General features: G+C 38.2%; 22 protein-coding genes and 2 rRNA genes. 10 read left to right on the top strand and 14 right to left on the bottom strand.

The window, feature by feature from the left end:
- Window positions 1-161: 161 nt before the first annotated feature.
- Window positions 162-1,682 carry a hypothetical protein gene (locus tag HYU69_08855; GenBank protein ID MBI2270448.1) on the bottom strand — a complete coding sequence of 507 codons (1,521 nt, stop codon included), beginning with the start codon at window positions 1,680-1,682 and terminating at the stop codon, window positions 162-164.
- Between the two features lie 244 nt (window positions 1,683-1,926).
- On the opposite strand from HYU69_08855, the gene HYU69_08850 reads away from it, so the two are divergent.
- From HYU69_08850 to HYU69_08825, 6 genes are all read left to right on the top strand, one after another.
- The gene (locus HYU69_08850; protein ID MBI2270447.1) at window positions 1,927-4,800 is read left to right on the top strand and encodes a PKD domain-containing protein; all 2,874 of its coding nucleotides are present in this window, start codon (window positions 1,927-1,929) and stop codon (window positions 4,798-4,800) included.
- Between the two features lie 211 nt (window positions 4,801-5,011).
- Window positions 5,012-5,611, top strand: a complete 600-nt coding sequence (locus tag HYU69_08845; GenBank protein ID MBI2270446.1) for a carboxymuconolactone decarboxylase family protein — start codon at window positions 5,012-5,014, stop codon at window positions 5,609-5,611.
- A 193-nt stretch (window positions 5,612-5,804) separates the two neighbouring features.
- Entirely contained in the window at window positions 5,805-7,205 is a 1,401-nt protein-coding gene (locus HYU69_08840) for a hypothetical protein (GenBank protein MBI2270445.1), read from the top strand.
- A gap of 260 nt (window positions 7,206-7,465) precedes the next feature.
- Window positions 7,466-7,798 carry a winged helix-turn-helix transcriptional regulator gene (locus HYU69_08835; protein ID MBI2270444.1) on the top strand — a complete coding sequence of 111 codons (333 nt, stop codon included), beginning with the start codon at window positions 7,466-7,468 and terminating at the stop codon, window positions 7,796-7,798.
- A 16-nt stretch (window positions 7,799-7,814) separates the two neighbouring features.
- Window positions 7,815-8,288: a hypothetical protein gene (locus HYU69_08830; GenBank protein MBI2270443.1), complete on the top strand. Its 474-nt coding sequence runs from the start codon at window positions 7,815-7,817 to the stop codon at window positions 8,286-8,288.
- Window positions 8,289-8,304: 16 nt separating this feature from the next.
- A complete protein-coding gene (locus tag HYU69_08825; protein ID MBI2270442.1) occupies window positions 8,305-8,739 on the top strand; it encodes an arsenate reductase ArsC in 435 nt (144 codons plus the stop codon).
- Window positions 8,740-8,759: 20 nt separating this feature from the next.
- Here HYU69_08825 and HYU69_08820 read toward each other — a convergent pair whose 3' ends face one another.
- The 5 genes from HYU69_08820 to nth form a co-directional block, all read right to left on the bottom strand.
- Window positions 8,760-9,785, bottom strand: coding sequence for a tetratricopeptide repeat protein (locus HYU69_08820; protein ID MBI2270441.1), 1,026 nt, complete (start codon window positions 9,783-9,785; stop codon window positions 8,760-8,762).
- A gap of 187 nt (window positions 9,786-9,972) precedes the next feature.
- Window positions 9,973-11,073 carry a recombinase RecA gene (gene recA, locus HYU69_08815; GenBank protein ID MBI2270440.1) on the bottom strand — a complete coding sequence of 367 codons (1,101 nt, stop codon included), beginning with the start codon at window positions 11,071-11,073 and terminating at the stop codon, window positions 9,973-9,975.
- A 265-nt stretch (window positions 11,074-11,338) separates the two neighbouring features.
- Window positions 11,339-11,974: a repressor LexA gene (lexA, locus tag HYU69_08810; GenBank protein MBI2270439.1), complete on the bottom strand. Its 636-nt coding sequence runs from the start codon at window positions 11,972-11,974 to the stop codon at window positions 11,339-11,341.
- Window positions 11,975-12,391: 417 nt separating this feature from the next.
- On the bottom strand, window positions 12,392-12,895 hold the full coding sequence (gene bcp, locus HYU69_08805; protein MBI2270438.1) for a thioredoxin-dependent thiol peroxidase: 504 nt from the start codon (window positions 12,893-12,895) through the stop codon (window positions 12,392-12,394).
- Between the two features lie 10 nt (window positions 12,896-12,905).
- Window positions 12,906-13,547, bottom strand: coding sequence for an endonuclease III (gene nth / locus HYU69_08800; GenBank protein ID MBI2270437.1), 642 nt, complete (start codon window positions 13,545-13,547; stop codon window positions 12,906-12,908).
- Between the two features lie 111 nt (window positions 13,548-13,658).
- On the opposite strand from nth, the gene HYU69_08795 reads away from it, so the two are divergent.
- Window positions 13,659-13,814, top strand: a complete 156-nt coding sequence (locus HYU69_08795; protein MBI2270436.1) for a FeoB-associated Cys-rich membrane protein — start codon at window positions 13,659-13,661, stop codon at window positions 13,812-13,814.
- Window positions 13,815-13,863: 49 nt separating this feature from the next.
- Here the strand turns inward: HYU69_08795 and HYU69_08790 are convergent, their stop codons facing one another.
- Both HYU69_08790 and rpsA read right to left on the bottom strand, forming a co-directional pair.
- Window positions 13,864-14,118: a hypothetical protein gene (locus HYU69_08790; GenBank protein MBI2270435.1), complete on the bottom strand. Its 255-nt coding sequence runs from the start codon at window positions 14,116-14,118 to the stop codon at window positions 13,864-13,866.
- A gap of 217 nt (window positions 14,119-14,335) precedes the next feature.
- Window positions 14,336-16,054: a 30S ribosomal protein S1 gene (rpsA, locus tag HYU69_08785; protein MBI2270434.1), complete on the bottom strand. Its 1,719-nt coding sequence runs from the start codon at window positions 16,052-16,054 to the stop codon at window positions 14,336-14,338.
- A 345-nt stretch (window positions 16,055-16,399) separates the two neighbouring features.
- Here rpsA and HYU69_08780 point away from each other — a divergent pair, with 345 nt between their 5' ends.
- Window positions 16,400-16,975: a hypothetical protein gene (locus tag HYU69_08780; protein MBI2270433.1), complete on the top strand. Its 576-nt coding sequence runs from the start codon at window positions 16,400-16,402 to the stop codon at window positions 16,973-16,975.
- A 134-nt stretch (window positions 16,976-17,109) separates the two neighbouring features.
- On the opposite strand, the gene HYU69_08775 is transcribed toward HYU69_08780, so the two are convergent.
- On the bottom strand, window positions 17,110-19,017 hold the full coding sequence (locus tag HYU69_08775) for a putative porin (GenBank protein MBI2270432.1): 1,908 nt from the start codon (window positions 19,015-19,017) through the stop codon (window positions 17,110-17,112).
- Between the two features lie 83 nt (window positions 19,018-19,100).
- Between HYU69_08775 and HYU69_08770 the strand changes: the two genes are divergently transcribed.
- Complete coding sequence (locus tag HYU69_08770; protein MBI2270431.1) at window positions 19,101-21,461, top strand: PKD domain-containing protein; 2,361 nt, start codon at window positions 19,101-19,103, stop codon at window positions 21,459-21,461.
- A gap of 158 nt (window positions 21,462-21,619) precedes the next feature.
- Complete coding sequence (locus HYU69_08765; GenBank protein MBI2270430.1) at window positions 21,620-22,252, top strand: hypothetical protein; 633 nt, start codon at window positions 21,620-21,622, stop codon at window positions 22,250-22,252.
- Between the two features lie 412 nt (window positions 22,253-22,664).
- On the opposite strand, the gene HYU69_08760 is transcribed toward HYU69_08765, so the two are convergent.
- The 5 genes from HYU69_08760 to HYU69_08740 form a co-directional block, all read right to left on the bottom strand.
- Window positions 22,665-23,669, bottom strand: a complete 1,005-nt coding sequence (locus tag HYU69_08760) for an FRG domain-containing protein (GenBank protein ID MBI2270429.1) — start codon at window positions 23,667-23,669, stop codon at window positions 22,665-22,667.
- Between the two features lie 6 nt (window positions 23,670-23,675).
- Window positions 23,676-24,323: a tetratricopeptide repeat protein gene (locus HYU69_08755; protein MBI2270428.1), complete on the bottom strand. Its 648-nt coding sequence runs from the start codon at window positions 24,321-24,323 to the stop codon at window positions 23,676-23,678.
- A 3-nt stretch (window positions 24,324-24,326) separates the two neighbouring features.
- A complete protein-coding gene (locus HYU69_08750; GenBank protein MBI2270427.1) occupies window positions 24,327-25,247 on the bottom strand; it encodes a J domain-containing protein in 921 nt (306 codons plus the stop codon).
- Window positions 25,248-25,392: 145 nt separating this feature from the next.
- Window positions 25,393-25,505 (bottom strand): 5S ribosomal RNA (gene rrf, locus HYU69_08745).
- A gap of 158 nt (window positions 25,506-25,663) precedes the next feature.
- A 23S ribosomal RNA gene (locus HYU69_08740) occupies window positions 25,664-26,094 on the bottom strand; the annotation flags it as partial.

The raw sequence follows: 26,094 nt of genomic DNA, 5'->3' as shown, positions 1-26,094 counted from the left end.
AGCTGGGATAATTCCTTCACACTCTCTTTGATGTGTATTGTTTTTGCGAATGACACATTGTTATATTTATAGTTTAGTCCAAAAATAATAAAAAAAATCTATTCTGCAAATATTGGACTGAATTTTATTTATAATTGGTATTAATGTAAAACCAATAGCACTTATGACTTACGGCCATCTCCTGTCCTCTCCTTTATAATTACTGCCAAAGGACGGGCCTCTATTTTACTTTCAAGCCAGTACATAAGATTAAAAAAGTCAAATGCTTCCCTTTCATACGGATCACCGGCAAGCTCCAGCAACTCCTTATGAAAGCGCATAAATTCTGCTTTCAGATTTTTTCGGTCAGTTATGTTTATCAGATTTTTGAAAAAACGAATAAGACTGTTTTCATATCTGTATTGTCCTTTATTCTTAATTAAAAACTGGTAATACGACCTGATAAGAGATTGCACTGTTTCTAAATTATCCAGCTCATAATGGATGATTATTTCCGAAATACGCGCGTTCGAATAAAAATCATGAAAAGATCCGATCTTAGGGTCATTCAGGATCTTATTGTTCCAAAGCAATGCCTCATGGAATTTGCCACAAACAATGTATAATACTTCAATATTCACATATAAAGCATAACAGGCAGGCTTGTGAATTATGCCTTCGTATTGTGTCAATTGCTGTTCCATCACCGGCACTTGCATCAACCCCTCTTTATGACGACCAGTATATACAAAATAAATAATTTCCTTACTCGCACAAAATCCGAATATCCTGGCTCTTTCGATAGTAGTGAGTGCCTCAATCAATTGTAATTTGTCGATGCTGACTTTGAGCTCTTCATACTTATGAAGTGCAATTTGCGCATTCATCAGGTTGTTCAACCCGAACATATAATTGTTCAATTCTTGCTTTAACTGCACCTGATCGGATTCCAGGTGACGTATCGAATTTTTACTGCTGCGATAGGCGGCTTCAATGTCACCAATGCTGTAATAATAAAGCTCTTTAATTATGTAATGAAATATACCGGTACGGTAGGACAATAATGTTCGTGGATCTTTATCAAGAAGTGACTTCGCTTTCTCATAGATCTCTTTTCGCTCACCTTCACTTCGTATTATTTTACCAAGCCGACTGCGTTTGTATATTAACAGGTTAATTATCTTCCTGTGCTCCATCTGCTCCTTCAGCGCTTCAATAGTGCCCGTGGATTCTTCGTATCCTTTTTCAAATATTCGTTTGTGCTGCGAAGTGTTAAAGGCCACATTGGCGATCATGTGTTCAAGCTGATATATTTCTATGAGCAGCGGATGCTTTTGATAGGTCTGTGCCAGCTTTTTAGCCTTCAGCAATAACTTATTGCTATGTTCAAAAAGTCCTTTCTGAAAAAGTATCTCAACATCCTTCAGCTTATCCTTTATTTCCATGCTCACATTATGGCTTTGTTGCTGTGAACGCAGACTTCGAAGAATGAGGTTATACAAATATTTTTTTGCAGCAGCAAAAGCCCTGATACTCAATTTATCCTTCAGCTTTTTTTCATCATATTCCTTTTGCCTGACAATGGCGTTAAAAAGATCGAGGTAAATCTTGGTTCCGGCCTGGAAAGAAGAAAATATTTTGAAATATCGCTTCTCCGACTGACTAAGTGAATGAACCAATTCAAAGAGTTGAGAAGATGGCATTTAGGTTATTTATAATATTATATTCTAATATACTGATAATCTATTAATTAATAAAATATTATTATAGTTAGGTTAATCATTTATTTGAAAATCTATTTTGGAATCCGGGCTTTCCTGAAGTAAATTCATTACAGTGAGTTCATTAGTATAAAGCAGAAACAATCATAAACAGAAGTTTGCTCCCAAGAATACAAAAACATTAATGTCATTAAGAATAGTTAAATCAGTACTAAAATATTAAGCCATGACAAAAAAGATCTACCTCTCCGCCACGCTCTTCATATCTATTGTTTTGGCTTTCGGCCAAAATGGTCTGACAAAGAACATTGGTAACTCTGTTGGTTTTGCCAGGCTCATTAATAATGCATCAACTTCATCTGGCACTAACTCATCGTTTATTTTACCGACACCTTCAGGAACTTTTATTGCCGGTAAAGTAAATCTCAAAAGATCATTTGACAACACAATCGAAATAATTGGCAATGGAAGTGAAAGCGCAAGTACATTCAGCCTGAGCGTAAATAAAAATGGTGATGTGGACGGATTGTATACTTCTATAAAAGACAGAAAGGCATACAAATATTTTACAGATGAGACAAGTAACAATTTAATGGTTAAAGAAATAAATATTGAATCTGTTCTTTGCATAGATTACAAACAAGCTCCAGATAATACTGCTCAAAAAAAAGAAGCCGCACCTTCTGCTGTGAATGCAATACCATTATTTGAAAGCAAACCCGGCTCACAATTTGTTGTTTATATCGACTTAGATGGTGAATCATCAACAAGCAGCTGGAATGGAGGGGTTACCATTGATGCCGTTGCCCGTCCCTGGACAAATGCTGATGTTCAAACAATTTGGGAGATTGTGGCTCAGGACCTCCTAACATTCGATGTGAACGTAACAACAGATAGAGCTGTATTTGATGCCGCTGATGTATTCAAGAAAAAAATGTGCATCGTTACCTCAACAACTACCGCCTCACCCGGAGCAGGTGGAGTTGCCTATATTGGCTCCTTCGATGATGGAAAAGGCAATCCATGCTGGGCATTTAACAATGGCGCTAAAACGGCCGGAGAAACTGTTTCACATGAAATCGGGCATACTTTAGGATTGCACCATGATGGAAAAACTACCGGGACAACCTACTATTCGGGTCATGCTGATTGGGCACCGATAATGGGTAGTTCTTATACAAGAGCAGTTGGCCATTGGAGCATCGGAGAATATACCGACGCAAATATGTTGGAAGATGACCTGGTATTCATAGGTACCAAAAATGGTTTCGCGCCTAAACCCGATGATATTGGTAATACAACCACCACAGCCAAGGTTCTCACCATTGAATCAAATGGGTCGGTTTTAGATGTTTTGAACAAAGGAATAATTAACAACAGAACAGACCTCGACTTATTCAAATTTACTACCGCCATCACGGGCAATGTAAACCTTACAATTAAGCCTTTTTACAAATATCCCAACCTGAATATAAAAGCCAGGCTGCTGGACGCAAATGGTGCAGAACTCGCACTTGCGGATCCAACGACTTCAATGTCGGCTACTTTATCTTCCACAGCTGTACCTGCCGGTACCTATTATATAGAAATAGATGGTGTTGGAAATGGCACGGATCCAACTGTTGGGTACTCTGACTATTGTTCGATCGGTGATTATTATATTACCGGTACCGTTCCATTGGCCAGTAATAATCCGGTTGCTGACTTTGTTACAAACTCCTCTAAGTTTTGCGAAGGCACCCAGGTAACATTTAATGATGCCTCTTTAAATGGAGCGGCATCATGGAACTGGGCATTCCCCGGCGGCAACCCTTCCTCCTCTACTTCCCCAAACCCTACTGTTACTTATTACACCCAAGGCTCTTATGACGTAAAATTAGTTGTACAGAATTCATTTGGGAAAGATTCGATGTTAAGAACAAACTATATAAAAGTCGACAATGCTCCTTCGGCTCCCACTACAGTCGATGATAACAGATGCGGACCGGGACTTGTTAACCTTTCTGCAAACGGCGGAGGAGGCACAATTGAATGGTATGATGCCCCTACCGGAGGAACACTCATTAATAGCGGAAATACCTTTTCACCAAACCTGAATACAAATACAACATATTACGTTCAGGAGTCCGGAATGTCGGCCGCGCAAAAAACAGGTGCAGTTGATAATACAATTAGCACAGGAGGCTATTTTACCAATAACGACTCGAGAGGTTTGTTGTTTGATGTGCTTGGATCATGTGTTTTAAAAACAGTTAAAGTGTATGCCAATACCTCAGGAAACAGAACTATTGAAGTTAGGCAAGGCGTCGGAGGAACTGTTCTTCATACCAAGACAGTAAATATACCTGCAGGTGAAAGCAGAGTAACACTTAATTTTAACCTTCAACCGGGAACCCAGTATCACATTAAAGTTACAGGCACCTTAGTTGACCTATACCGTAATAATGGTGGAGCCTCCTACCCTTATACACTTGCCAACCTGGTATCCATTACTGAAACGGATGCCGCACCGGGCAGCCCAAATTATTATTATTACTTCTATGATTGGGAAGTGACAGTACAAGGATGTTCAAGTGTAAGAGTTCCTGTTACAGGCACAATAAACCAGGTTCCTCAAACACCAACCATTTCGCAAAGCGGTGTGATACTAACTTCAAGTGAATCGACCGGCAATCAATGGTATTTAAATGGTGTATTGATCCCCGGAGCCACGAATCAGACCTACACAGTAACTGCTAATGGTGATTATACTGTTGTTGTAACAATTGGCAATTGCACTTCAACCGGATCAACTCCACTCAATGTTAACAACGTCGGAATTGCGAAAACAGATAATGATCCGTTCTTTACAATATATCCTAATCCGAATGACGGCAATTTCAACATCGCATTTAACGCTGTTGAAAAAGCAAATTACAGACTGGAATTAAAGAATACATTAGGACAATTGATTTTTCGTGAAACACTGTCAGACTTTGCGGGTTCATATTCTAAACAGTTGAACATTGCTGAATATGGCAAAGGCGTGTATATGATAAACCTGATCCCTTTATCTTCAGGAACTCGAAATGAAATTGTTAAAAAAGTAATGGTGTACTAGTTCACCATAGAATATGTTAAGGCATCCCATCCAAATATGATTTGGATGGGATGTTTTATTTTCAAGCCCGCTCCTAGGACAGAACTCCTCCTTTCATGTTTTTTCTCTAAATTAGCGTATACAGTAAGATGCCAGTCCGAAAACCGGGGTAAAATGTGTTGCCTGGCTTCAAGCTGCAGTTAAATACTATCTTCGATTAATAAATAATATCATGACCTACATTAAAACCGATATCCCTCAACCAGGTATAGTAGAATTACTTTTCTATAAAGGTGAAACAGGAAAGGCGTTGGCAGCACTGGCCCAAACCTTATTACACGGGCCTTCCGGCTTAACTCCCGGCGAACGTGAATTGATCGCCGCTTATGTATCAATGCTCAACAACTGTGAATTCTGCTACGAATCACACAGCGCTTCTGCCAACGTCCATTTAAACGATGGAGGAAAAACTATTACATGTATGAAAACTAGTATCGACGCAATGCCGGTTTCTGAAAAAATGAAAAAGCTTTTAGCCATTGCAGGCAAAGTTCAAAAAAGCGGGAAAGAAGTAAGTCCCGAACTGATTGATGCGGCAAAAAAAGCAGGAGCCGTTGATGAAGAAATTCACGACACGATATTAATAGCTGCAGCATTTTGTATGTATAACAGGTATGTTGACGGCTTAGCGACGAATCTGCCAGCCAAAAAAGAAGAATATATAGAAATGGGCAAACGCATGGCCAGAAAAGGATATACCTACCCTCCCCTGTTCCTTAGACGATTTGTGATCCGAATGATGCAGAGAGAAGAGAAAAAGAAGAATGCATAAAGAAGCTTATGCCTATTAGAGATTATTCCGAATAAGAATATTAAATGGATTTTTCAGAAAAACATGTGGTGAATATTTTGAGCTTTCGTGCTTTGGTGGCGAAAATCCATTTGCCACTAAAACACCAAAACACAAAAGCCCACCAAAAATCCTTATTCGGTATAAACTCTTTAGTACATTTAAATAATTCTCTTTGACCTCTTTGCAACAAATAAACAACAATAAATTACATTTCCGCTTACTGCTTCTCAGCAACTCACTCTTTATTGTACTCTATTTCATTTTACTTTATTTCAATCGCTACTCATCCGATGATCATTTTTTTGTTTACGATGCAAAAACGCGCGGAGTAATCGGAGCGGCATTATTTACCGCTCAAACCTGGACTCCACGCCCGGCCGAAATGCTGCTTTACAATACGCTTACACGTTATTTGCCGGAACAAATAGTTTTGATCGGATATGGATTTAGTGTAATGTTCTTATTAATTGCCGCGCTATACAGACTTATTATTCTATTGATTAAAAAAACAGCGACTCAACTGCCGGAATATTCTTTGCAATATGCAGTTTTATTGTGTTGCTCATTCTTCTTTTCAAGTTTTTCCATCGGCGAAACATGGTTCTGGCTTTGCTCCTCAGCCGGCTACCTGCTTAGTCTTGTTGCCTTTTTATGGGGAATAATATTTATTCTGAATAAAAAAAATAACTTCACCATATATCTGCTCTTGTTACTCTGCTTTGGATATATAACAGGAGCTGCGGAAACATTTGCGGCCACAACAATATTCATTTGCTGGGTAACACTGTTCATTTATATCTACATATATCGTTCAAGCCTGAATAAATTACAGGAGCAATCGACATTTAAAAAACTGCTCTTTGTAAGTAGTCTCTCTTCTATCGCGCTGCTGATGATTTATTTCGGACAAGGAACACAATTCCGCAAATCGCTTTTAACCCAGTCTGGATTCTTTGGAACGCTTTATGTTTCGGCCAAAACAATGGCGTGGGTATTGGTAAAACGAATTCCCTTTCAAATCCCTTATCTGCTTCTGTTTTCAGTTCCATTTATTGAGCTTGGCAAACAACTTAGCAGGAACACATTCGCGTTCACCATATTTACAAAAAAAAATCTGTTTCTGATCTGCATTACTTTCTTATTCCTAATATACATTTCACTTATACCGGCAAGTTATGTAATGTCAGATCGCGGGCCGGACAGATCCCTCACTGTTATCGCATTCTTATTGGCACTATTGTTTGCATATATGTTTACCTTCTTCGGTTATAAAAAACATAATCGTATCGGAAATTCTGTAACATCAGCAACACTTATTCTGAGCTCGGGTATGCTTATTTATACAACCATCAATCAATACAGCATTGCTGAACATTATTCAAGTGAAGTGGATAAGCGCATTGAACTGGTTTTAAAAGAAAATGAAAAGGGCCGCACCGAACCAATGGAACTAAAGCCTTTGCCGTCAAGCGGATATTATTATTCCACCGAATTATCAGCTGATACCGCTTTTTACAAAAATACCTTTTTTAAACAGCGCTATGCTTTGAATTTCAGTTGTTACGTTAAGTAATTTTCATATCTCACGAATTAGGGCATCGTAAAGATCAGCCCAAAATATACTTAATTATAAAAGCTCCGCATCGCTCCCCTTTTATCCTCCAACATTGCTGAATTAAGCCATGGAAGGGCAAAATACGCCAACCTGTGGCAAGCTGGAAGAAAACTCTGCATCCCAAACACCCCCCCTTGATGGAACAAAATAAAAATAGTTGACTTATTAGTTGGTGATTTTAAATATTTATCGTAATATTGCAATATAATAATTATACAATGGGTGCAACTAAAACAGAACACTTTACCGATAAACAAAATGCCATTGCTACACTTGCCAAAGCATTAGGGCACCCGGCAAGGGTGGCTATAATTGAATATTTATTGAAAACAGAAGCCTGCATTTGCGGCGACATTGTAAATGAATTACCACTTGCTCAACCTACCGTTTCTCAACATCTCAAAGAGTTAAAAAATGCGGGGCTGATACGCGGCAATATTGAAGGCAACTCCATATGCTACTGTATAGATGAAAAAACGCTTGCTAAACTTCAGGACTATTTCACAAGTATTTCAACCAGATTAGAAATAAAAAAATCAAATTGTTGCTAACTAAAAAACATAAAACATGAAAATCTCAGAACTAAAAAAACATTTAAGCACAATAAACTCATTGCATTTTGTGCTTCCAAACGGAACCTCAATTCCCGCTCATTTTCATATAACCGAAATGGGACTTTCAACCAAGCACTTCATTGACTGTGGCGGCGAAATACATAGTGAAAAGCTCGCGAACATTCAGGTTTGGGTTGCAAACGACTTTGATCACAGATTAAAACCAACAGGCTTGTCAAAGATCGTGGATGTTTCTAAAAAAATATTGGGTGATGAAGACCTCGAAATTGAAGTTGAATACCAGACCGAAACGATCGGAAAATACAGCCTGGAATTTAAGAACGGGAACTTTACTCTTGTCGCCAAATACACCGACTGCCTGGCGAAAGTAAATTGCGGCACCCCTGCGAAAAAAAAGAAATTAGTTTTGTCGGAAATAGAAACAACTAAAGAAAGCTGTTGCACACCCGGCGGCGGTTGCTGCTGATTTACTCAATGAGCCAATGGACAAAATAAAAGTATTATTTCTCTGCATACATAATTCCGCAAGAAGCCAGATGGCGGAAGCGTATTTAAAACAATTCGGCGGAGAAATTTTTCTTCCTGAAAGTGCCGGACTTGAAGCGGGAAAGCTTAATCCGCTGGCGGTTGAAGTAATGAACGAGGAAGGTATTGACATTTCGAACAACCAGACAAAGGACGTGTTCGATTTTTTCAAAGAAAGAAGGTTGTATCAATATATTATAACCGTGTGTGATGAAGCAAGCGCATCAAGGTGTCCCATTTTCCCGGGAGTTCATAAAAAATTAAACTGGAGCTTCCCCGACCCCTCAGCATTTTCAGGGACGTACGAAGAAAAGTTAGCAAAAACAAGGAAAGTACGGGACCAGATAAAAGAAGCCGTTCAGCATTTTATCAAACAGGTAAAACACAACTAAAAAAGAGAAGCCGGCAATGGTCACCTGCCTGCTAACGCGTTCAACGCGTCATCGGCAGGAGTATAGCCGGGAGCAACCTGTGCAGCCATCTGGTAATCTATCTTGGCTTTGGTCTTATCATTCTTCTGAACATAGCAGGTACCCCTTCCAAAATAAGCTTCCGCGTATTTAGGATCGATATTAATGGCGTTCGTAAAATGGATGACCGCCTCATCATATTTTTTAGCATTTAATGCTATCGCACCCAGGTTGTAATGAGCATATTTGTATTTTGGCTCTACCTTTAGCAATTCATCATATGTTTTGACCGCGTTATCCCAATCTTTATTATCCAGGTAATAGTTCCCTTTAATGTATAAAGCTTCAATACTTGTAGGATCAATGCGAAGAGCGTTATCGCAATAACTAAGGGCTAATTTATTTTTTTGAGCGGCATATAAAACACTCACCTCTAAAAATGCCTTGTAATATTCAGGAGCCTGTTCAGTCGCTGTTATCATGCTCGATATAGCCTTGGCAGTATCACCAAGCTCCCTGAAATTCATACCTTTCAGAAAATAGGCCTGTGAAATATGCTCATCGATTTTGAGTGCCTCATTAATGTAATTAATAGACTCCTGGTATTTCTTCACATAAAAATACAGCTCAGCCAGCCTGAGCATAGCAGCTGTATTTTTGGGATCAAGCGCTAAACATTTTTCGAGCGCAGTTTTACTTCTCCCTGTTAGATTGGCGTACAAATACAGGTCTGATATTGTAATATAATACTGAGGTTTCGTGCTGTCCAAACGCATTACCCTTGACATATCAATTAACGCTGCGTTATAGTCATGGATATCCATATAACACTTTGCACGCTCATAGAACAAGCCGGCATTGGAACTGTCGGTCTTCAACCTTTCATTCAACTCCGAAAGCTCTTTTGATGCAGGAATAGGTTCATATGAAGAAAATTGCTGATCGGTGTTTTTGTCGCCCGAGCCGCAGGCCGCTATGATACACGCGAAAGTTGCAATAATTATACTGTTGGAAATGATCCGAGCCATAATCGATTAATTTTTTTAAAGATACTAAACTCAGTGAATCTGCACAAAAAAACCTCATTTCCCCTCTCATCCTTATAGTTGTCAGAAAGAAAGGTTAACTGTTAAAACAAAAAAATTGAGACAGGGCCAAAATGGCAGTCCCCCTTCAGTAAAGAAGAGGGACCGTGAGAAAGCAAAAAAGTAAAACCTAATTACCATCAATAGAAGCTGCCAATGGCTTTGGCTTAAGCGCTTCCTTGATCCTGTTTTCTATTTCCTCACCCAGTTCCGGATTATCATTGAATAACTGCTTCACTGCATCCCTACCCTGACCAAGTTTGGTACCATCATAGCTGAACCATGAACCGCTCTTTTGAATAATGTTCTGCTCAACACCGAGATCGATGATCTCACCAACTTTTGAAATGCCTTCTCCGAATATCATATCAAACTCAGCAATACGGAATGGAGGCGCTATCTTGTTTTTAACCACTTTAACACGAGTACGGTTCCCTACAACTACATCACCTTCTTTCAACTGACCTATTCTGCGGATATCGAGGCGAACAGAGGCGTAGAATTTCAACGCATTACCGCCGGTTGTTGTTTCAGGGTTACCGAACATAATACCGATCTTTTCGCGAAGCTGGTTAATGAATATGCAGCAGCAGCCTGTTCTGTTAATATTGGCTGTAAGCTTACGCAAAGCCTGCGACATTAAACGTGCCTGAAGGCCCATTTTCGAATCGCCCATTTCGCCTTCTATCTCACTCTTCGGCGTCAATGCAGCAACAGAATCAATCACCACAATATCAACCGCACCCGAGCGAATCAGGTTATCGGCAATCTCAAGCGCCTGCTCACCATTATCGGGCTGAGACAACAAAAGATCCTTTACATTAACGCCCAATTTTTGTGCGTATGTACGATCGAACGCATGCTCCGCGTCAATAATAGCGGCAACACCGCCGGCACGCTGCACATTGGCAATGGCATGAATGGCCAAAGTTGTTTTACCCGATGATTCCGGACCATATATCTCAACGATACGTCCTTTGGGTAAACCTCCTGTACCCAATGCAATATCCAGTGTTAAAGAACCGGTAGGAATGATCTCCACCTGTTCAACAACAGAGTCATCCATCTTCATAATGGTTCCTTTACCATACGTTTTCTCCAGCTTATCAATGGTAAGCTGCAGGGCTTTTAATTTTTCCCTGTTCACTTCCTTTGCCGACTCCTTTACTGACTCTTTTGCCGAATCCTTTGTCTCTTTTACTTCTTTCGGTTCTTTTGTTTCTTTGCTCATGATATGTTTGGTTTATAGTTACGGGTTTTGTTAAATGTTCCGGGTTCAAGGTTCAAGATTCAAGGTTCAAGGTTCGAAGTTCAAAGTTTAAAGCTGCCAGTTTAAAAATCTATTCAACCCAAAAGCAAGTTTACCGGTTTCATGTTTTATGTACAATTTCATTTATTTATTACTTATCAACAAGTCCCTTCGTTGCCCCTAAATCCCCACATGGGGACTTCCTTGCGCGCCGACTTCCCCCTTTAGGGGGCGAGGGGGCGCGGGGTCATAAATCCGGGATAGTCGTTATCACCACCCCTTGTATTTGAAAATCACGAGTTAAAATAATTGGCTGATGTTGTTTATTACTTGACCGGGGTTTTAATATAATAGCGTCACCCTGCCGATAAAACTCTTTCAACGTAGCTTCATCATCAATAAGAGCAACAACCAAATCACCGTTATTGGCGGTTGATTGTTGCTTCACCAATGCCATATCCCCATCGTTAATTCCCTTTTCATTCATTGAATCGCCTCTTGCCCGGAGGAAAAAATATTTGTGCGGCGGCTTGGCCAATTTTACCGAAACCGGGATCATCGCGTCCACATTTTGTTCGGCCAGCATAGGCATACCGCATGCCACCGAACCAACCAAAGGCACATCAACAGTTTGTGCGTTGGCAGTTTGCTCCTCAGTGATCTCTATCGTATCCATGAATTGCAAACTGCCATCGGCTTTTTTTCTTAAAATATCTTTTTCGATCAACTGTTCCATAATTACGGCAGCCGAGCGCGGAGATTTGTATTCCATCTCAGTCATTAACTCGCGAACAGTAGGAATGCTGCCCTTATGCAGCAATGAGTTCCGGATTATTCTAACCGCTTCTGATTCGGTTTTATTTAGTGGTTCTGATTTGTGCATACACAAACATACAAACTGTATACGTAATATGCAAATTTATTTTATAATTAACTGATTTACAGTTACATAAAATGTATGTTTTATTTAAATTTGGTAGAATTATTTGAGAAATAACAAAAAATATTTTTCAAAACCGTACAAAAATCAGATTTACATACTTACTCGTATAAACACTATAAAACAAATACTATGATAAGAAAGCAGAAAAAGAATTTAGCAATATTTGAAAAACTAATAGATGCTATACTAATTGCGATAACAGTGTACATCGTATTAACTTCACACGGTCCCGTCACTTTCAAATTTCATACTTTCTGTACAAGTCTTGAGATAGAAAAAAAATAATGATTGCAGTATTGGAACTAAATGGAGACTTCGTTGGACTTACAATTACAATTATTGCTATTGAAAAAACTTCTACTTCCCTCCCATCCCCTCCAAAATCTGCTGCGTATGATTCCCTGTATCAACTTTGGTAAATACCTGTTCAATAATACCCTTTTCATCAATCACAAATGTTGTTCTTAAAATACCATCGTACGTTTTACCGAACACCGTTTTTTCACCCCAAACACCATACGCGTTGATCACTTTTTTATCGGTATCAGAGATCAACCGGAAAGGCAAATTGTATTTTTTAATGAACTTCTGATGCGACTTTTCACCATCGGCGCTTACGCCGATAATTTCAATGCCCCGTTGTTTAAGGTCTGCGTAATTATCGCGCAGGTTGCATGATTCCGCTGTACATCCTGCAGTATCATCTTTCGGATAAAAGTAAAGCACTACTTTTTTACCCGCAAAATCTTTCAGTGATATTGGTTTACCATCCTGGTCGATGCCGGAAAAATCGGGAGCTTTATCGCCTTCCTTTAAATGAGTTTGAGCTTTGTCTTTGAGAATATTTTTAAATATGGACATCTGAATAAGTTTATTTAACATTTGATTGAAAGTATTTACAATAATCGGTTAATCCGCATTTTTCACACAATGGTTTTCGGGCAACGCAAATATACCGGCCATGCAAAATAAGCCAATGGTGCGCTATGGGGATCAATTTTTCAGGAATGTATTTCACTAGTTGCTTTTCGGTTTCCAGCGGAGTTTTTGCATTGGTTGTAAGTCCCAGCCGTGCCGAAACACGAAACACATGCGTATCAACTGCTAATGCCGGTTTATCGTATACAACGGATGCAATCACATTCGCTGTCTTCCGGCCCACACCCGGCATTTTCTGCAGTTCATTAATATCAGATGGGACAACGCCTTTAAAATCATTCACCAACATCTTCGCCATTCCCACCAAATGCTTCGCTTTGTTATTGGGGTAGCTAATACTTTTAATATACTGAAACACTTCATCTGATGAAGCTGCAGCCATTGCCCTGGGCTCTGGAAAGGCCTTAAACAAGGCCGGCGTTACCATATTTACACGTTTATCCGTGCATTGCGCAGAAAGTATAACAGCTACCAATAATTGATAAGGATCGGAATAATGCAGTTCTGTTTCAGCAACAGGCTTATTTTTCTGGAAGTACTTAAGTATTTTATCAAAACGTTCTTGTTTATTCATGGACTCTCAGAACTCTGACAGGGTTTGAAACCTGTCAGAGTTTTACCCTGTTTATGGTATTGTATGACCCTGTAAAAGTAGTAACTTTGTTCTATTGCAATCTGAATTTTGATGAACATCCAACAAATAGCGGTTTACCTCATTTTTGCGGGAGCTATATTTTACCTGGCTTACCGAAATTTTAACGCTTACAGAAAAAAGCAGTGCTCTAAAGGTTGTGCGGGCGGATGTAATTCCGTTGACATTTCTAAAATAGATATAAAATAAAAAAACCCTTCGGGTTAACCGAAGAGTTCTTTTATCGAAATTGTAGAAATTACTTTTTCGCAGGAGCCTTTGCAGCTTCAGCAGCAGCAATAGAATCCTGTTTTGCTTTTTCAGCAGCTTCAGCAGCCATTTTTTCCTGATCAGCAGCGGCAGCAGCAGCTATTGAATCAGCAGCAGCTTTTTCAACAGCAGCAATTGAATCCTGTGTTGCTTTTTCTTTTGCAGCTTTTTCTTCAGCACTTGGCCCACATGCAACTATTGCAAGCATGCTTGCAAAGGCTACGATAGTAAGTGATTTTTTCATTTTCTTGTTTGTGTTTTTAGTTAAATTGCATGCGAAGTTATGTATATATCTGACTAAAGGACAAGCTCTTCGCTATTTAATTTTCAATAGTCAATTGTTAATATCCTTTTAAAGCAAAAATCCCCCCAATTGCTTGGGGGGATTAAAAATCCCTAAAAACCATGGCGTGATTTATAAGGGATTTTGTGATACCCGGAACACTCCGGAATATACCTTATTATGCGTTATCGTCGCTTTTAGGCGTTTTTTCCGATTGTTGCATTTCAGATCGCAATGTTGAAAGTGCTTCGATATCACCAAGGGTTGTCTTTTCCATGCTGTCTTTTACCTTTTTAACAGCTTTCTTGGTATCCTTGGCAGCTCCTCCTTTACGTTCAGCACCGGCAGATGGTTTTTCCTCAACCATCTTCTCATCGTGCATTTTGGTGTGCGATAAAATGATCTTCTTGCTTTCTTTCACAAATTCAAGCACTTTAAAGTCAAGTGTTTCTTCCACTTTTGCTGTTGTTCCATCGGCCTTAACCAAATGACGGTTTGGAGCAAATCCTTCAACACCATAAGGAAGTGATACAATGGCTCCTTTATCAGAAGTGCTGATAATAGTTCCTTTATGTACCGAATCAAGTGTAAATACAGTTTCGAATACTTCCCATGGATTCTCTTCCAGCTGTTTCACCCCTAAACTTAATTTGCGGTTTTCAGCATCAACTTCAAGAATAACAGCTTCGATCTTATCGCCTGTTTTCGCAAACTCACTTGGGTGCTTTATTTTTTTCGACCAAGACAGATCAGATATATGGATCAAACCATCAATTCCTTCTTCAAGTTCAACAAACAAACCAAAATTGGTCGCGTTGCGGACAGTAACTGTGCGCTTGGAGCCTTTCGGATATTTATCAAGGATATTTGTCCATGGATCAGGAGTAAGCTGCTTGATACCAAGGGACATTTTGCGCTCTTCGCGGTTTAATGTTAAAATAACTCCTTCAACCTCATCACCTACTTTCAAAAAGTCCTGCGCGGTACGTAAATGCTGTGACCATGACATTTCTGATACGTGGATCAATCCTTCAACACCGGGAGCGATCTCAATGAATGCGCCGTAATCAGCTATCACAACAACTTTGCCTTTTACCTTATCGCCGACTTTTAAGTTAGCATCCAACGAATCCCAAGGATGTGATGTAAGCTGCTTCAAGCCAAGCGCGATACGTTTCTTATCGTTATCGAAGTCAAGAATAACCACGTTGATCTTCTGATCAAGCTTAACAATTTCCTCAGGGTGATTAATACGTCCCCAGGAAAGGTCGGTGATATGAATAAGACCATCAACACCGCCAAGGTCGATAAATACACCATATGAAGTGATGTTTTTAACAGTACCCTCAAGCACCTGTCCTTTTTCAAGTTTCGATATGATCTCCTTCTTTTGTAGTTCGAGTTCGGCTTCAATAAGCGCTTTGTGCGATACAACAACGTTGCGGAATTCCTGGTTGATCTTAACAACCTTAAACTCCATTGTTTTATTCACATATATATCATAATCGCGGATCGGTTTAACATCAATCTGCGATCCGGGAAGGAACGCTTCAATACCAAACACATCAACGATCAAACCGCCCTTAGTGCGGCACTTAACGTATCCTTTAATGATCTCATCTTTGGCAAGAGCTTCATTCACACGATCCCATGATTGCATTGAACGGGCCGTTTTGTGTGATAATATCAATTGTCCGTTCTTATCTTCCTGGCTCTCTACAAAAACTTCTACTTTATCACCAACTTTCAGATCGGGATTGTACCTGAATTCAGTCAATGGAACAACTCCGTCCGATTTGAACCCGATATTTACTACTACTTCTTTGTTATTTTTAGCAACTACAACTCCTTCAACAATCTGGCTTTCGCTTACAGCACTTAATGTTTTGCCGTACATAGCATCGAGTTTTTCACGCTCTGCTTCGGAACCGCCGAAAGAGGGTTAGCATTATGTTGTTTACCCCTTATACTACCTGTAAAATAAGGGGAGGCAAACGTACAGCTATTTTGCCAAATAGCCAAAATATTTAACACCCCCCACAGCTGACTTTTTGATAATAAATTACTTACAAAATGAACATTATTTTGCCTGGAAAAATATGGCGCAATTTTTGCATAATATTAATAATCAATTAATTACAGTGAAAATATAAAACCAACAAAGTGTAAGCATCTAATAAACAAGTAGTTAATTGAGTATTAAAACCCTTATATTAGCACAATAATTTAAAAAAAATCAAGCATGTATCAATTAAAATTCGGGATCATATTATCTGTTTTATTGATGTTGGTTAGCTCAACTACTATTGCCCAAGATAAAAACATACTGATCTGGACTGATGGTAAATTAACCTGGGATGATTACCAGGGTAAGTCAGATGCAAACGAAGTAAATACAATTCTATCTTATATGGATTTTACTTATAAGATAGATATGCAAGGCAATGGTAAAGTGCTTGATATAGAAGTGAATTCTGTTTTCGACAAGCTTGGGTCTTACGTAGGCGATTCAATTAAATCAACCGAACTACTTCAGCGTGAGCAATTACATTTTGATATTATAGAAAAATATGCCCGTTTGTTTCGTAAAGAATTGGATGGACAAAAATGGGAGCATAAAACTTTTCATAAGGACATTGAACGTGTTTACAAGCAATTTTCAAATAATAATAAAATGGAACAAAAAAATTGTGACCGCGAAACAAAAAAAGGCAAGAATAGTGATAAAGTAAGGGAATGGACAATTAAAATTGCCAAAGAACTTAAAAATCTTGACAAGTATAAAGAGCCCGCTTTTACTGTTAAGTTGAAAATGTAAAGTAATCGTTATAAAGCGGACCCAAACACCAAAGCTCCAAATCCCACAAAAACGAAGTACAAGATAATCCATCCGACCGGCAAGCGGGTTGGCGGGTTTTGGTGTTTAATGATAAGAAATTATTGGATTGAAACTCAATCAAAGAAACGCCATATAACTCCAAACTTCAAAGCGAAATCGGGCATGGGATAATGCGGTACATAATAATAGGTTTGTTCCATAAGTACTCCATTTGCATTCTCATATTTCACAAAAAATCTGGCACGGCTTATCTTCAGGTTTAAAAACACGTCAACATACGGATAGTTCCCGATCTTTTTTTGGCTTTGCAAATAAAATTGCCCCAGCGCCGGCGACCAGGCATTCGCAAAATAAGCGGAATTATAAAACACATCAACACCCAATTGAAATCGCAATGCATTTTTAAATAAAGTATTTTCATAATACAAACTATGTTCAGTAACCCATTGCGGAAGTTTTATTACAGATGAATCAGGAATGTTTTGATATGTGATCTTATTCCTGAAAACAAAATGCCTTATATGAAATGTTTTGTTTATGTACCCTGAAAACCCTTGTACAGCATCGCTTTCCTGCCCGACATTGTATCCGTCAAAATAAACATAATTAGTATACTGATGCGCAATCGCGCCAAGCTCTAAATCATACTTCCCGATCTTATACAAAATCTGCGCATTCATATATGATACATTCCCGAAATGGTTAGTCCATTTATAATTATTTGAATAATTGTTCAGATAAATATTGTCCGGCTTTCTATTGATCACACTTCCTTTAAACCCAATATTCTGCGTTGAATTGTCAATATTGTAATTCAGGTGAAGTGAAAAACTATTATCACCCGAGTTAAATCCATCCAATATATAGTCGCCCCTCAAAACGAAAGCAAAACGCTTACTAAAATTATATACTTCTGCATTAACAATACCGTTCTGAATTTTTTCTCCATAAAACTTTCTATTCCCAAGCCTGTATGGCAAGGTATTTATAACAGTATCAATTCCACAAAGCTGCTCGATCTTGATAAACTGATGCTTTATACCCACTTGAAAGCCAATCTTTCTTGCGGTTCCGTCTTTTTTGTTCTCAAGAAAACGCCAGGTCAGTTCATTTTCCATACGAAAAATATAAGTAGAATCGAATGTCCGCACTGAATCGTTGTAAATATTATTATAAAAACCGGATGTCGGATCCATATCTGTATATGCAAACATTTCATCATGCACCAATATACCGTGCGACAAAACTGATGTCGGCTGTACCTGCGCTTTTTGAGTACTATCCGCCTGCGTTTTCTTTGGGCCTAAATTCACATACTGCTTTAAATAAACACTCCTGCCGCGGTATTTTCTATCGGCAGCAGAAAGATTAATTGGGAGCAGACGCCTATCCTGCACAGGCAGCTTCTCAAAAACAGAATCACTTGAGATCCCACCATTCTCCGCATTCTTAAGGCTATTATTGATAATGTTAGAAATAAGGATGTACCGTTTATTTGATGATCTGTAATTTCCGGAAACAGAAAAGTCGGTGTGGTTGGTATTTTGCCTTGAGTAAAATCCATCGGAACGCATCCGCTGAAAGTTGGCGGTAAAGTTGAGGTTTTTATTTACATTTTGAGAGTGAGTGAATTTAGAATACAGCTCCTTTTTGGAACCTACCATAAAAAACAACTCTGTATATGGAGTACGTGTATCATAGTACTCTATTTTATGCGGCTGATAGATGAAATTTTGGAAATTATTCTGAGCAAAATTGAATCCTAAAGAATGTTGAACTGATGGAAAAAAGAGGCTTGTCGTAGCCAGCCCGATATTTCCGAGGTTATACCTGTTGCGATATTGCTGAATGTCACTTAAGGAACTATCAGGGACAATATATTTAGTTGACGCCCTATCAATTTCTGATTCAAAACGAAATTTTGTTTTTGCCGGCTTAATTATAGAATCAGCAGGAGACAATCCAAATGATGTTAGGGATACAGAAAGAAGTAATAATAAGATTATATGCTTAGTATTCATTTACGCCGGTTAACGCAAAAGTAGTCAGAAGATTGTTAAATGAAAAAGCTAAAAAATTGGTTAATTCATAAATTTTGAATTCAATGCGCCTGAACATATGCGTATATTTGTATATGCCTTATTTGTTTAAAAACGAAGTAAACCAAACCAACATAGGTTTTCGAATCCCGGTTACTCGGGAGAAAACCACGCCTTCGGGCATTAACGGGAAGTATATTTCGTTTTCTTCCGAAAGCTCAACTACCTTCTGTTATAAGCATTATTTATTTGTACAAGTAATAATTGTAATTATACTGAGCAATGCTTTTGCACTTAATATTGCATGTGCACAGGTTATGCCTTTGTGTCCATCTGATTACAATTATCGTCTTCCAAATGCAATGAGTCCGGAGCAAATTTTAAGAAGTAAAAAGGATATAGAAAAAATAATAGAGAACGTTGAGAAAAAACGAACACAAAAAGTACCGGCTGATACCTTAAAAATCGTTCCCGTAGTGGTTCATGTATTGCACGACAAAGGAATTGGGGCTATCAGCAAGGCTCAAATTATGGACGGTATAAAGTGGTTGAATATTGACTTGCGAAAAAAGAATCCGGATACAACAAATATCAGAACACTATTCAAACCTTTTGCCGCGGACCTAAACTTTGAATTTCGACTTGCCCAGATAGATCCGGATGGTAATTGCACGGATGGAATTGTATATAAAAATTCAATACTTACTTATAATTCAAAAGACACTTCGAAATCTGTAAGTGTATGGCCGACTGATAAATATTTTAATTTTTGGGTAGTTAATTCGATTGATCCCAGTCCCTGGGGATTATCGGGTACAATTGCGGGTTATGAGCAATTTCCCTGGAAATATGGCATTAACAATACATACGGTGCTGTTGTGAGACACGATTTTTGGGGAAAAATAGGATCCGCCATTTCAAACCCGGACGGAAGAACCATTACACATGAAATAGGTCATTGCCTGGGCCTCTGGCACATGTGGCAAGATCAATCTATCGGTGGATGGGGTGATGGCTGCTCATTTATTGTAGGAAATAATTGTACCAATAATGACGACATGGTATGTGATACTCCTCCAATGTATCGACCAAATAACGGTTGTAATTACAATGCAAACAGTTGCTTCAATGATACAATTGGCCCTGCTCCTTACATGAAGGACACTGTTGATCAGGTTGAAAACTTTATGAGCTATAGTTCCTGTAAATTTATGTTTACTTCAGGTCAGAAGGAGCGCATAAGTGGTGTACTTGCCACTTACCCCAAGTTACAAAATCTTATTTCTTCCAACAACCTGATCGCTACAGGAACAAATGATGGTTATGTTCCCAAAATATGTGCGCCAATAGCCGACTTTTCGTCAAATAAAAAAGCCGTGTGCAAGGGCTCATCAGTTACTTTCACTGACATTTCGAAAACGGGAACACCAAATACATGGAAATGGTCATTTCCCGGAGCAACACCTGATTCATCAACCAATCAAAATCCGGTCGTACAATATAATACTCCCGGTACTTATGATGTAACTCTTATAGCATCAAACACAGCAGGCTCCGATACAATTAAATACAAAAACCACATCACTGTGTCCGATGCTAACGCACAATTCAGCGCTGCCAGCTACATGGAAGACTTTGAAGATAGTGCATCATTTTATAATTACTGGAGCATTCTTTCATCAAGTGGAGTTGCCCGCTGGAAAAGAATAGAAGGCACAGGATACAGCAGCAATGCTTGCATTATGATTAACAATACAGAAGGATGGAACAATGAAATGATTGAAATTGTAAGTCCTTCTTACAACTTGTCAACGGTTAATTCACCGGAGTTTGTGTTTAAAATTGCATATGCCCGACTTGATTCCTCGACATCAGAAAAATTAAAAATTCAGTTATCAACCGATTGTGGTAATGCCTGGGCAACACGCTATATAAAAGAAAGTTCAGCGATAAAAACCGTTTCCGACCAAAAAACTTCGTTTGTTCCTGTTTCACAAACTCAATGGAAAGAAGAAAAACTATCCATTCCAAGTTTATACTTTTCACAAACTAACGTAAGATTTAAAATACAATTAGGTTCAAGCGGCCATGGCAACAATATTTTTATTGATGATATAAATATCAGACCAGCTATCACTGGTTTAAACAACAATGATTTCTCTGAAAACGATGTAATTATATATCCCAACCCGGCTACAAAAGAAACTTTTGTAAGTTTGACGACTAAAGAAATTATTGAAAATCCCCGAATTATTGTTTACGATGTGTTGGGTAAGAAAGTATCAGAAGTAATTACTTCTGAAAAAATATTGCCGGGTACATATAATTATAAAATTATATTAGCAGATAAATATACTTCCGGAGTTTACTTTGTAAAGATGACATCTGAGTCAGTGCAATGGACAAAAAAGCTTATTATCAATTAGCTACTTCTTCAATTTTGTTTCTTAGTACAGGTCTCTATTATCAAATTTTTAGTGAAACTTTTTAAAATTACTGTTACAGAGTTGGCATCCTTATTCATTGAACAAGTTAGATTTGGCAGGAATATTTTTTTGTATTTTCACCGGAGTTTATTGCCGGCATGAAAAAATATTTCTTTTTCTCATTATTTATTTTCTTATTTAATTTTAGTACGAGCGTTGGCCAAACCCGATGGTCGTTTGAATTACACGGAGGTGTGGCTACTAACCTCCGCCTTCCACTTATTATCAGGCAAACCGGGTATCCTGATATCAGAATAGAAAAAGCACATTTTACTTCCGAACCGCTTATTGACCCCTACTATTGGGACTGGAGGTTCACCAAATGGTTCGGCAAAAAAAGTATTGAGTTTGAGGCCATACAGGAAGTACAACGGTTTGGTATATCGCATGGCTTTAACATGCTTTTTTTAAATCACAGCCGGCAATTAGAAAAAATAATATTGAGGGGAGGTCTTGGATCAGTACTTCTGCATGCCGAAAGCACCGTTCGGAATATGAAATACCCTGAAGGGCCCGGATTTGACCGAAAGGGCTATGTACTGAGAGGCATCTCTGTTAATCTTGCTGTAGCGAAACAACTAAAATTTGGCAGGTATTTTTTCATCAATGCCGAAGGAAAAATAACAGGATCAATAGTTAATGCTCCGATTGTTAACGGGAGTGCCCGCGTATACAACATTGCCTTTCAATTGATACTTGGGCCCGGGGTTAATTGGGCGGTAAAAGATTAACCCTTTTCTGTTTGAATTCATAACAAACTTTTTCCATCCATCAATAAATGAAAAAGAATTTACTCAAAGTGGGCATGGCACAAAAAAAATCTACTTTGGTTCGATGTAATACCAAGCCGCTAACAAGAATGCCAATTACGCAGGGCATAAGTGAGCATGTGACTGAGGTTTTAAGTTGGAAGAATATTGGGCGCAACACATAGTGGAACCAGACGATACAGATACAGCAGCCCAACGTAATGTGACGACCAGCGGGGGGTATATGGGGTGAAGTAGTTTAAAAACTTATATAACCTTCCAGCTTTTCCTTTGACCACCCTTTGTTACTATGCCCTCCTGTTGTTTGGCCTAAAAATGAGCTGTAACTAAACAATAAAACAACCGCGATAATTGTATTTTTTTTCATTATTGTTTATAAGGGAATGGTATTATTAATGTTCAATTCTGAAGACAAAATCGCATTCTTTGAATCTTCAAAACATTTTTTTACATCCATTTGCATATCAGGATACATAGTGTTGTGAGTAATTTTCTTCTCCGTTAAAGAAAGTATTATTTCAGGAATTAATTTTTTATGAATTTCAAAAGAAAGAATTTTATCGCCATAAGCCTTTTTATAAACCTCTTCCAATGATCTTTTCCCATTTAATTTATAGAAAATGAATTTTCCTTCTTGGACAATGAGATTAATGTTTTCAATAAATTCGTCATCTTCAAACAAATGGAGTTCATCATTTATGTAATGGCAATTATCTATAAAGAAACTATCCGCCAATTCTATTGCATCCTTGAACCAAGCTTCAATCATCCATTTGAGCCTTTGCGGATTAGTTAATTTTCCATGTGCGGATTTATTAACTTTGTTTTTGATTATCCTGCCCTTATTCAATATATAAACCGAAACATAGTTTTTAATATTGTTTTCGTCAGAATAGGTAGATTCATTAACGTTATCTGTCGCGAAGAATAATGCTTTCTGAAAATTACTTGTAAAATCAACAAGAGGAGCTATTGCTTTATAATGTTGCAAAATACTAAAAAGAAAAAAGGTATATTTTAACTTAATCGTTTTATGTGAAACGGAGGTGGTATCATTTATAGTACTATCAAGTCTTATATTTCCAACCGTTCGTTGAGTTTCACAAAACAAATCGTTTAAATATGACAATTTCAAAACATGCTTAAATAATTCTCTGGTTATCAATAACTCGTTATTGTCATTTGATAAATCATTTTCAATTATAAATCTATGTTGTGAGCTGAATATTTTATATAATGATGAAGAAACACCTCGATAAATAGCTTCAAAGTTGATCTTACCCAACTTATCCCAAAGAGTTTCAAAATCATTTATTTTTATAATTTCAAAATATGCTTTCTTTTCTTCAAAATTATTGTACTTAGGAGGTTCGGTCATTCACTTTTATTTATCTTTTTTTATTTCAATTTTTCGTTTAAGTTCATCGGCCTTTTTAAAATCACTTAGAGCCCCTTCTTCATCACCCAATTCTTTTTTTGCGTCGCCTCGAGTTTCATAGGAGACCCAGGGGAGCTCAGATTTTAGTTCAATTGCTTTGGTGCAATCCTCAATCGCGCCCTTGTAATCTTTAAGATAAAATTTTGTAAGGCCACGGTCATTATAGGCATCAGCATCTTCTGGTTTTAACAAAATGTTTTTACTATAATCATCGATTGCTTCGTTAAGATAGCCAAGCAACCGTTTTGAGTGGGCTCGGTTAGCGTATAAATCAGCATAATCAGGTTTTAGCTCAATTGCTTTATCATAATCTTCTATCGCTTCACGGAAATCCATACGTTTAGCTTTTGCTATGCCGCGATTATAATAAGCATAAACGTAATCGGATTTTAGCTCAATCGATTTGGTCCAATTTAATATAGCTAATGAATAATCTTCCTTTTGCGCACAAACAAGTCCTTTTTCAAAATACTCTTTCGCCAATTTTTCATTTGTAGTATTAAGCAATTTATTCGTAACTGCAATCTGATTCCCCACCTTCTGCACAAAAGCAGATTCAATTTTTACAATACTTTTATTTTCTTCGTTTTCCATTTATTACTCAAAAGTTTTTAATTCCTGAGCAAGTGCCAGTTTCGTTTGTTTAAAATACTCTTCCCAATTGTCAATCTTAATAATAGTTTGGTAGGTTTCAGATTGTTTCAATGTGTTCAATTCAACAGTAATATTCTCGAACTTCTTCCGAAGCTTTATTAATTCAGCTTTCAGTTTAATTTTTTCATTAATGCCTTCGGATTTGGAGATAAACATTTCGCCTTTCTCCAGCATTTCAAGTATCTCAGTAACCTTTTTCAAATCATTTTTCTGATACGCTTCATTTAACTCCCTGAAAATAACTTCTGCATGTTCTTTTAACTCATCTGTCACAACATCTGGGTGGCAAAGCTTTGAAGCCTTTCGGTACTTTATTTTAAGTTCATTTTTCTGTTCTTCGGTCAGTTCAAATTGCTTTTGATTCTTGGCTTCTTCGTATTCTTTGCTGTATTGCTCGTAATCTTTTTCGGCTTCTTCAAATTCCTTTTTCTTTTCTTCGCTTTGGTCTTTTTCTTTGTAGGCTTTTTCTTTTCTGTATTTCAAAAGCCGGTTAATAATTTCGCCCAATTCCTGGCTGTGCATCACTCCAAAATCATGAATCAGTTTTTCTATTTCAGCAACCTCATCACTTGCAGTGCTCACACTAATTTCAAGCCTTTTTATCTCAATTTTTAACGCTTCAATTTCGGGGTCTTCATACAATGAAAGTTTTTGATATTGATTTATGTATACTTCTATTTTTCGAACCGCATCAGAATAGCGTGTGGCTTTAATCTCTGTATAGATTACTTTTACAGCATCCTCATTAACGTCAACAAGCTTTTCGACATGAGAAGCAATATCATCAAACTCCTCCAATAGGATCAACTGTTTTATCAGGTTTAATCGCTTGATTAATTTCCCTAAATCTGTTTTTTGTTCCATTTCCTTTTCGCAATCAAAAATATGGAATAATAGCCAAGTGTCTTGGGCTTAGGAAACATATTTCAAATTTGAAATATTTGATTATAGCAGGAGAATTATAAATGAAAAAACCCCGACTCAATTAAGAATCGGGGTTTTTTCGGAAAATCGGCAACGACATACTCTCCCGAGCTTTGGACTCAGTACCATCTGCGCTGATGGGCTTAACTTCTCTGTTCGGAATGGCAAGAGGTGGACACCATCGCTATAGTCACCTAAAACTGCACTCCATGGTAATTGTGAAGTGATCTTTGATCTACTTCGCAATTGCGGAGAAATTTTTAAAGCAACGAAGCAGATCAAAGATCGCTTCATTACAAGAGACATATAAAGAAAGAAAATACACGGTAATTGCTTACTAAATAAATACCAATCTTAATAAGAAAGTAGACGGGTAATTAGTACTACTCGACTTTGACATTACTGTCTTTACATCTATAGCCTATCAACGTCGTAATCTTCGACGACCCTTAAAAGAAGACTAATCTTGAGGCAAGTTTCGCACTTAGATGCTTTCAGCGCTTATCTTAACCGGACATAGCTACCCTTCGGTGCAGTTGGCACTACAACAGGTACACTAGCGGTCCGTCCGACTCGGTCCTCTCGTACTAGAGTCAGGCCCTCTCAATCTTCTAACGCCCACAACAGATAGGGACCGAACTGTCTCACGACGTTCTGAACCCAGCTCGCGTGCCACTTTAATCGGCGAACAGCCGAACCCTTGGGACCTTCTCCAGCCCCAGGATGTGACGAGCCGACATCGAGGTGCCAAACCACTCCGTCGATGTGAGCTCTTGGGAGTGATCAG

The sequence above is a fragment of the Bacteroidota bacterium genome (assembly GCA_016183775.1).
Classification (GTDB): domain Bacteria; phylum Bacteroidota; class Bacteroidia; order JABDFU01; family JABDFU01; genus JABDFU01.
Note: the sequence above shows the minus strand (reverse complement) of the source record. Positions and strands in the feature narration are given on the sequence as shown.

Excerpts from the sequence above, each read along its gene's own strand:
- HYU69_08855 (MBI2270448.1), bottom strand. The coding sequence starts at position 1,682 with ATGCCATCTTCTCAACTCTTTGAATTGGTTCATTCACTTAGTCAGTCG.
- HYU69_08850 (MBI2270447.1), top strand. The coding sequence starts at position 1,927 with ATGACAAAAAAGATCTACCTCTCCGCCACGCTCTTCATATCTATTGTT.
- HYU69_08845 (MBI2270446.1), top strand. The coding sequence starts at position 5,012 with ATGACCTACATTAAAACCGATATCCCTCAACCAGGTATAGTAGAATTA.
- HYU69_08835 (MBI2270444.1), top strand. The coding sequence starts at position 7,466 with ATGGGTGCAACTAAAACAGAACACTTTACCGATAAACAAAATGCCATT.
- HYU69_08830 (MBI2270443.1), top strand. The coding sequence starts at position 7,815 with ATGAAAATCTCAGAACTAAAAAAACATTTAAGCACAATAAACTCATTG.
- HYU69_08825 (MBI2270442.1), top strand. The coding sequence starts at position 8,305 with ATGGACAAAATAAAAGTATTATTTCTCTGCATACATAATTCCGCAAGA.
- HYU69_08820 (MBI2270441.1), bottom strand. The coding sequence starts at position 9,785 with ATGGCTCGGATCATTTCCAACAGTATAATTATTGCAACTTTCGCGTGT.
- recA (MBI2270440.1), bottom strand. The coding sequence starts at position 11,073 with ATGAGCAAAGAAACAAAAGAACCGAAAGAAGTAAAAGAGACAAAGGAT.
- lexA (MBI2270439.1), bottom strand. The coding sequence starts at position 11,974 with ATGCACAAATCAGAACCACTAAATAAAACCGAATCAGAAGCGGTTAGA.
- bcp (MBI2270438.1), bottom strand. The coding sequence starts at position 12,895 with ATGTCCATATTTAAAAATATTCTCAAAGACAAAGCTCAAACTCATTTA.
- nth (MBI2270437.1), bottom strand. The coding sequence starts at position 13,547 with ATGAATAAACAAGAACGTTTTGATAAAATACTTAAGTACTTCCAGAAA.
- HYU69_08795 (MBI2270436.1), top strand. The coding sequence starts at position 13,659 with ATGAACATCCAACAAATAGCGGTTTACCTCATTTTTGCGGGAGCTATA.
- HYU69_08790 (MBI2270435.1), bottom strand. The coding sequence starts at position 14,118 with ATGAAAAAATCACTTACTATCGTAGCCTTTGCAAGCATGCTTGCAATA.
- rpsA (MBI2270434.1), bottom strand. The coding sequence starts at position 16,054 with ATGTACGGCAAAACATTAAGTGCTGTAAGCGAAAGCCAGATTGTTGAA.
- HYU69_08780 (MBI2270433.1), top strand. The coding sequence starts at position 16,400 with ATGTATCAATTAAAATTCGGGATCATATTATCTGTTTTATTGATGTTG.
- HYU69_08775 (MBI2270432.1), bottom strand. The coding sequence starts at position 19,017 with ATGAATACTAAGCATATAATCTTATTATTACTTCTTTCTGTATCCCTA.
- HYU69_08770 (MBI2270431.1), top strand. The coding sequence starts at position 19,101 with ATGCGCCTGAACATATGCGTATATTTGTATATGCCTTATTTGTTTAAA.
- HYU69_08765 (MBI2270430.1), top strand. The coding sequence starts at position 21,620 with ATGAAAAAATATTTCTTTTTCTCATTATTTATTTTCTTATTTAATTTT.
- HYU69_08760 (MBI2270429.1), bottom strand. The coding sequence starts at position 23,669 with ATGACCGAACCTCCTAAGTACAATAATTTTGAAGAAAAGAAAGCATAT.
- HYU69_08755 (MBI2270428.1), bottom strand. The coding sequence starts at position 24,323 with ATGGAAAACGAAGAAAATAAAAGTATTGTAAAAATTGAATCTGCTTTT.
- HYU69_08750 (MBI2270427.1), bottom strand. The coding sequence starts at position 25,247 with ATGGAACAAAAAACAGATTTAGGGAAATTAATCAAGCGATTAAACCTG.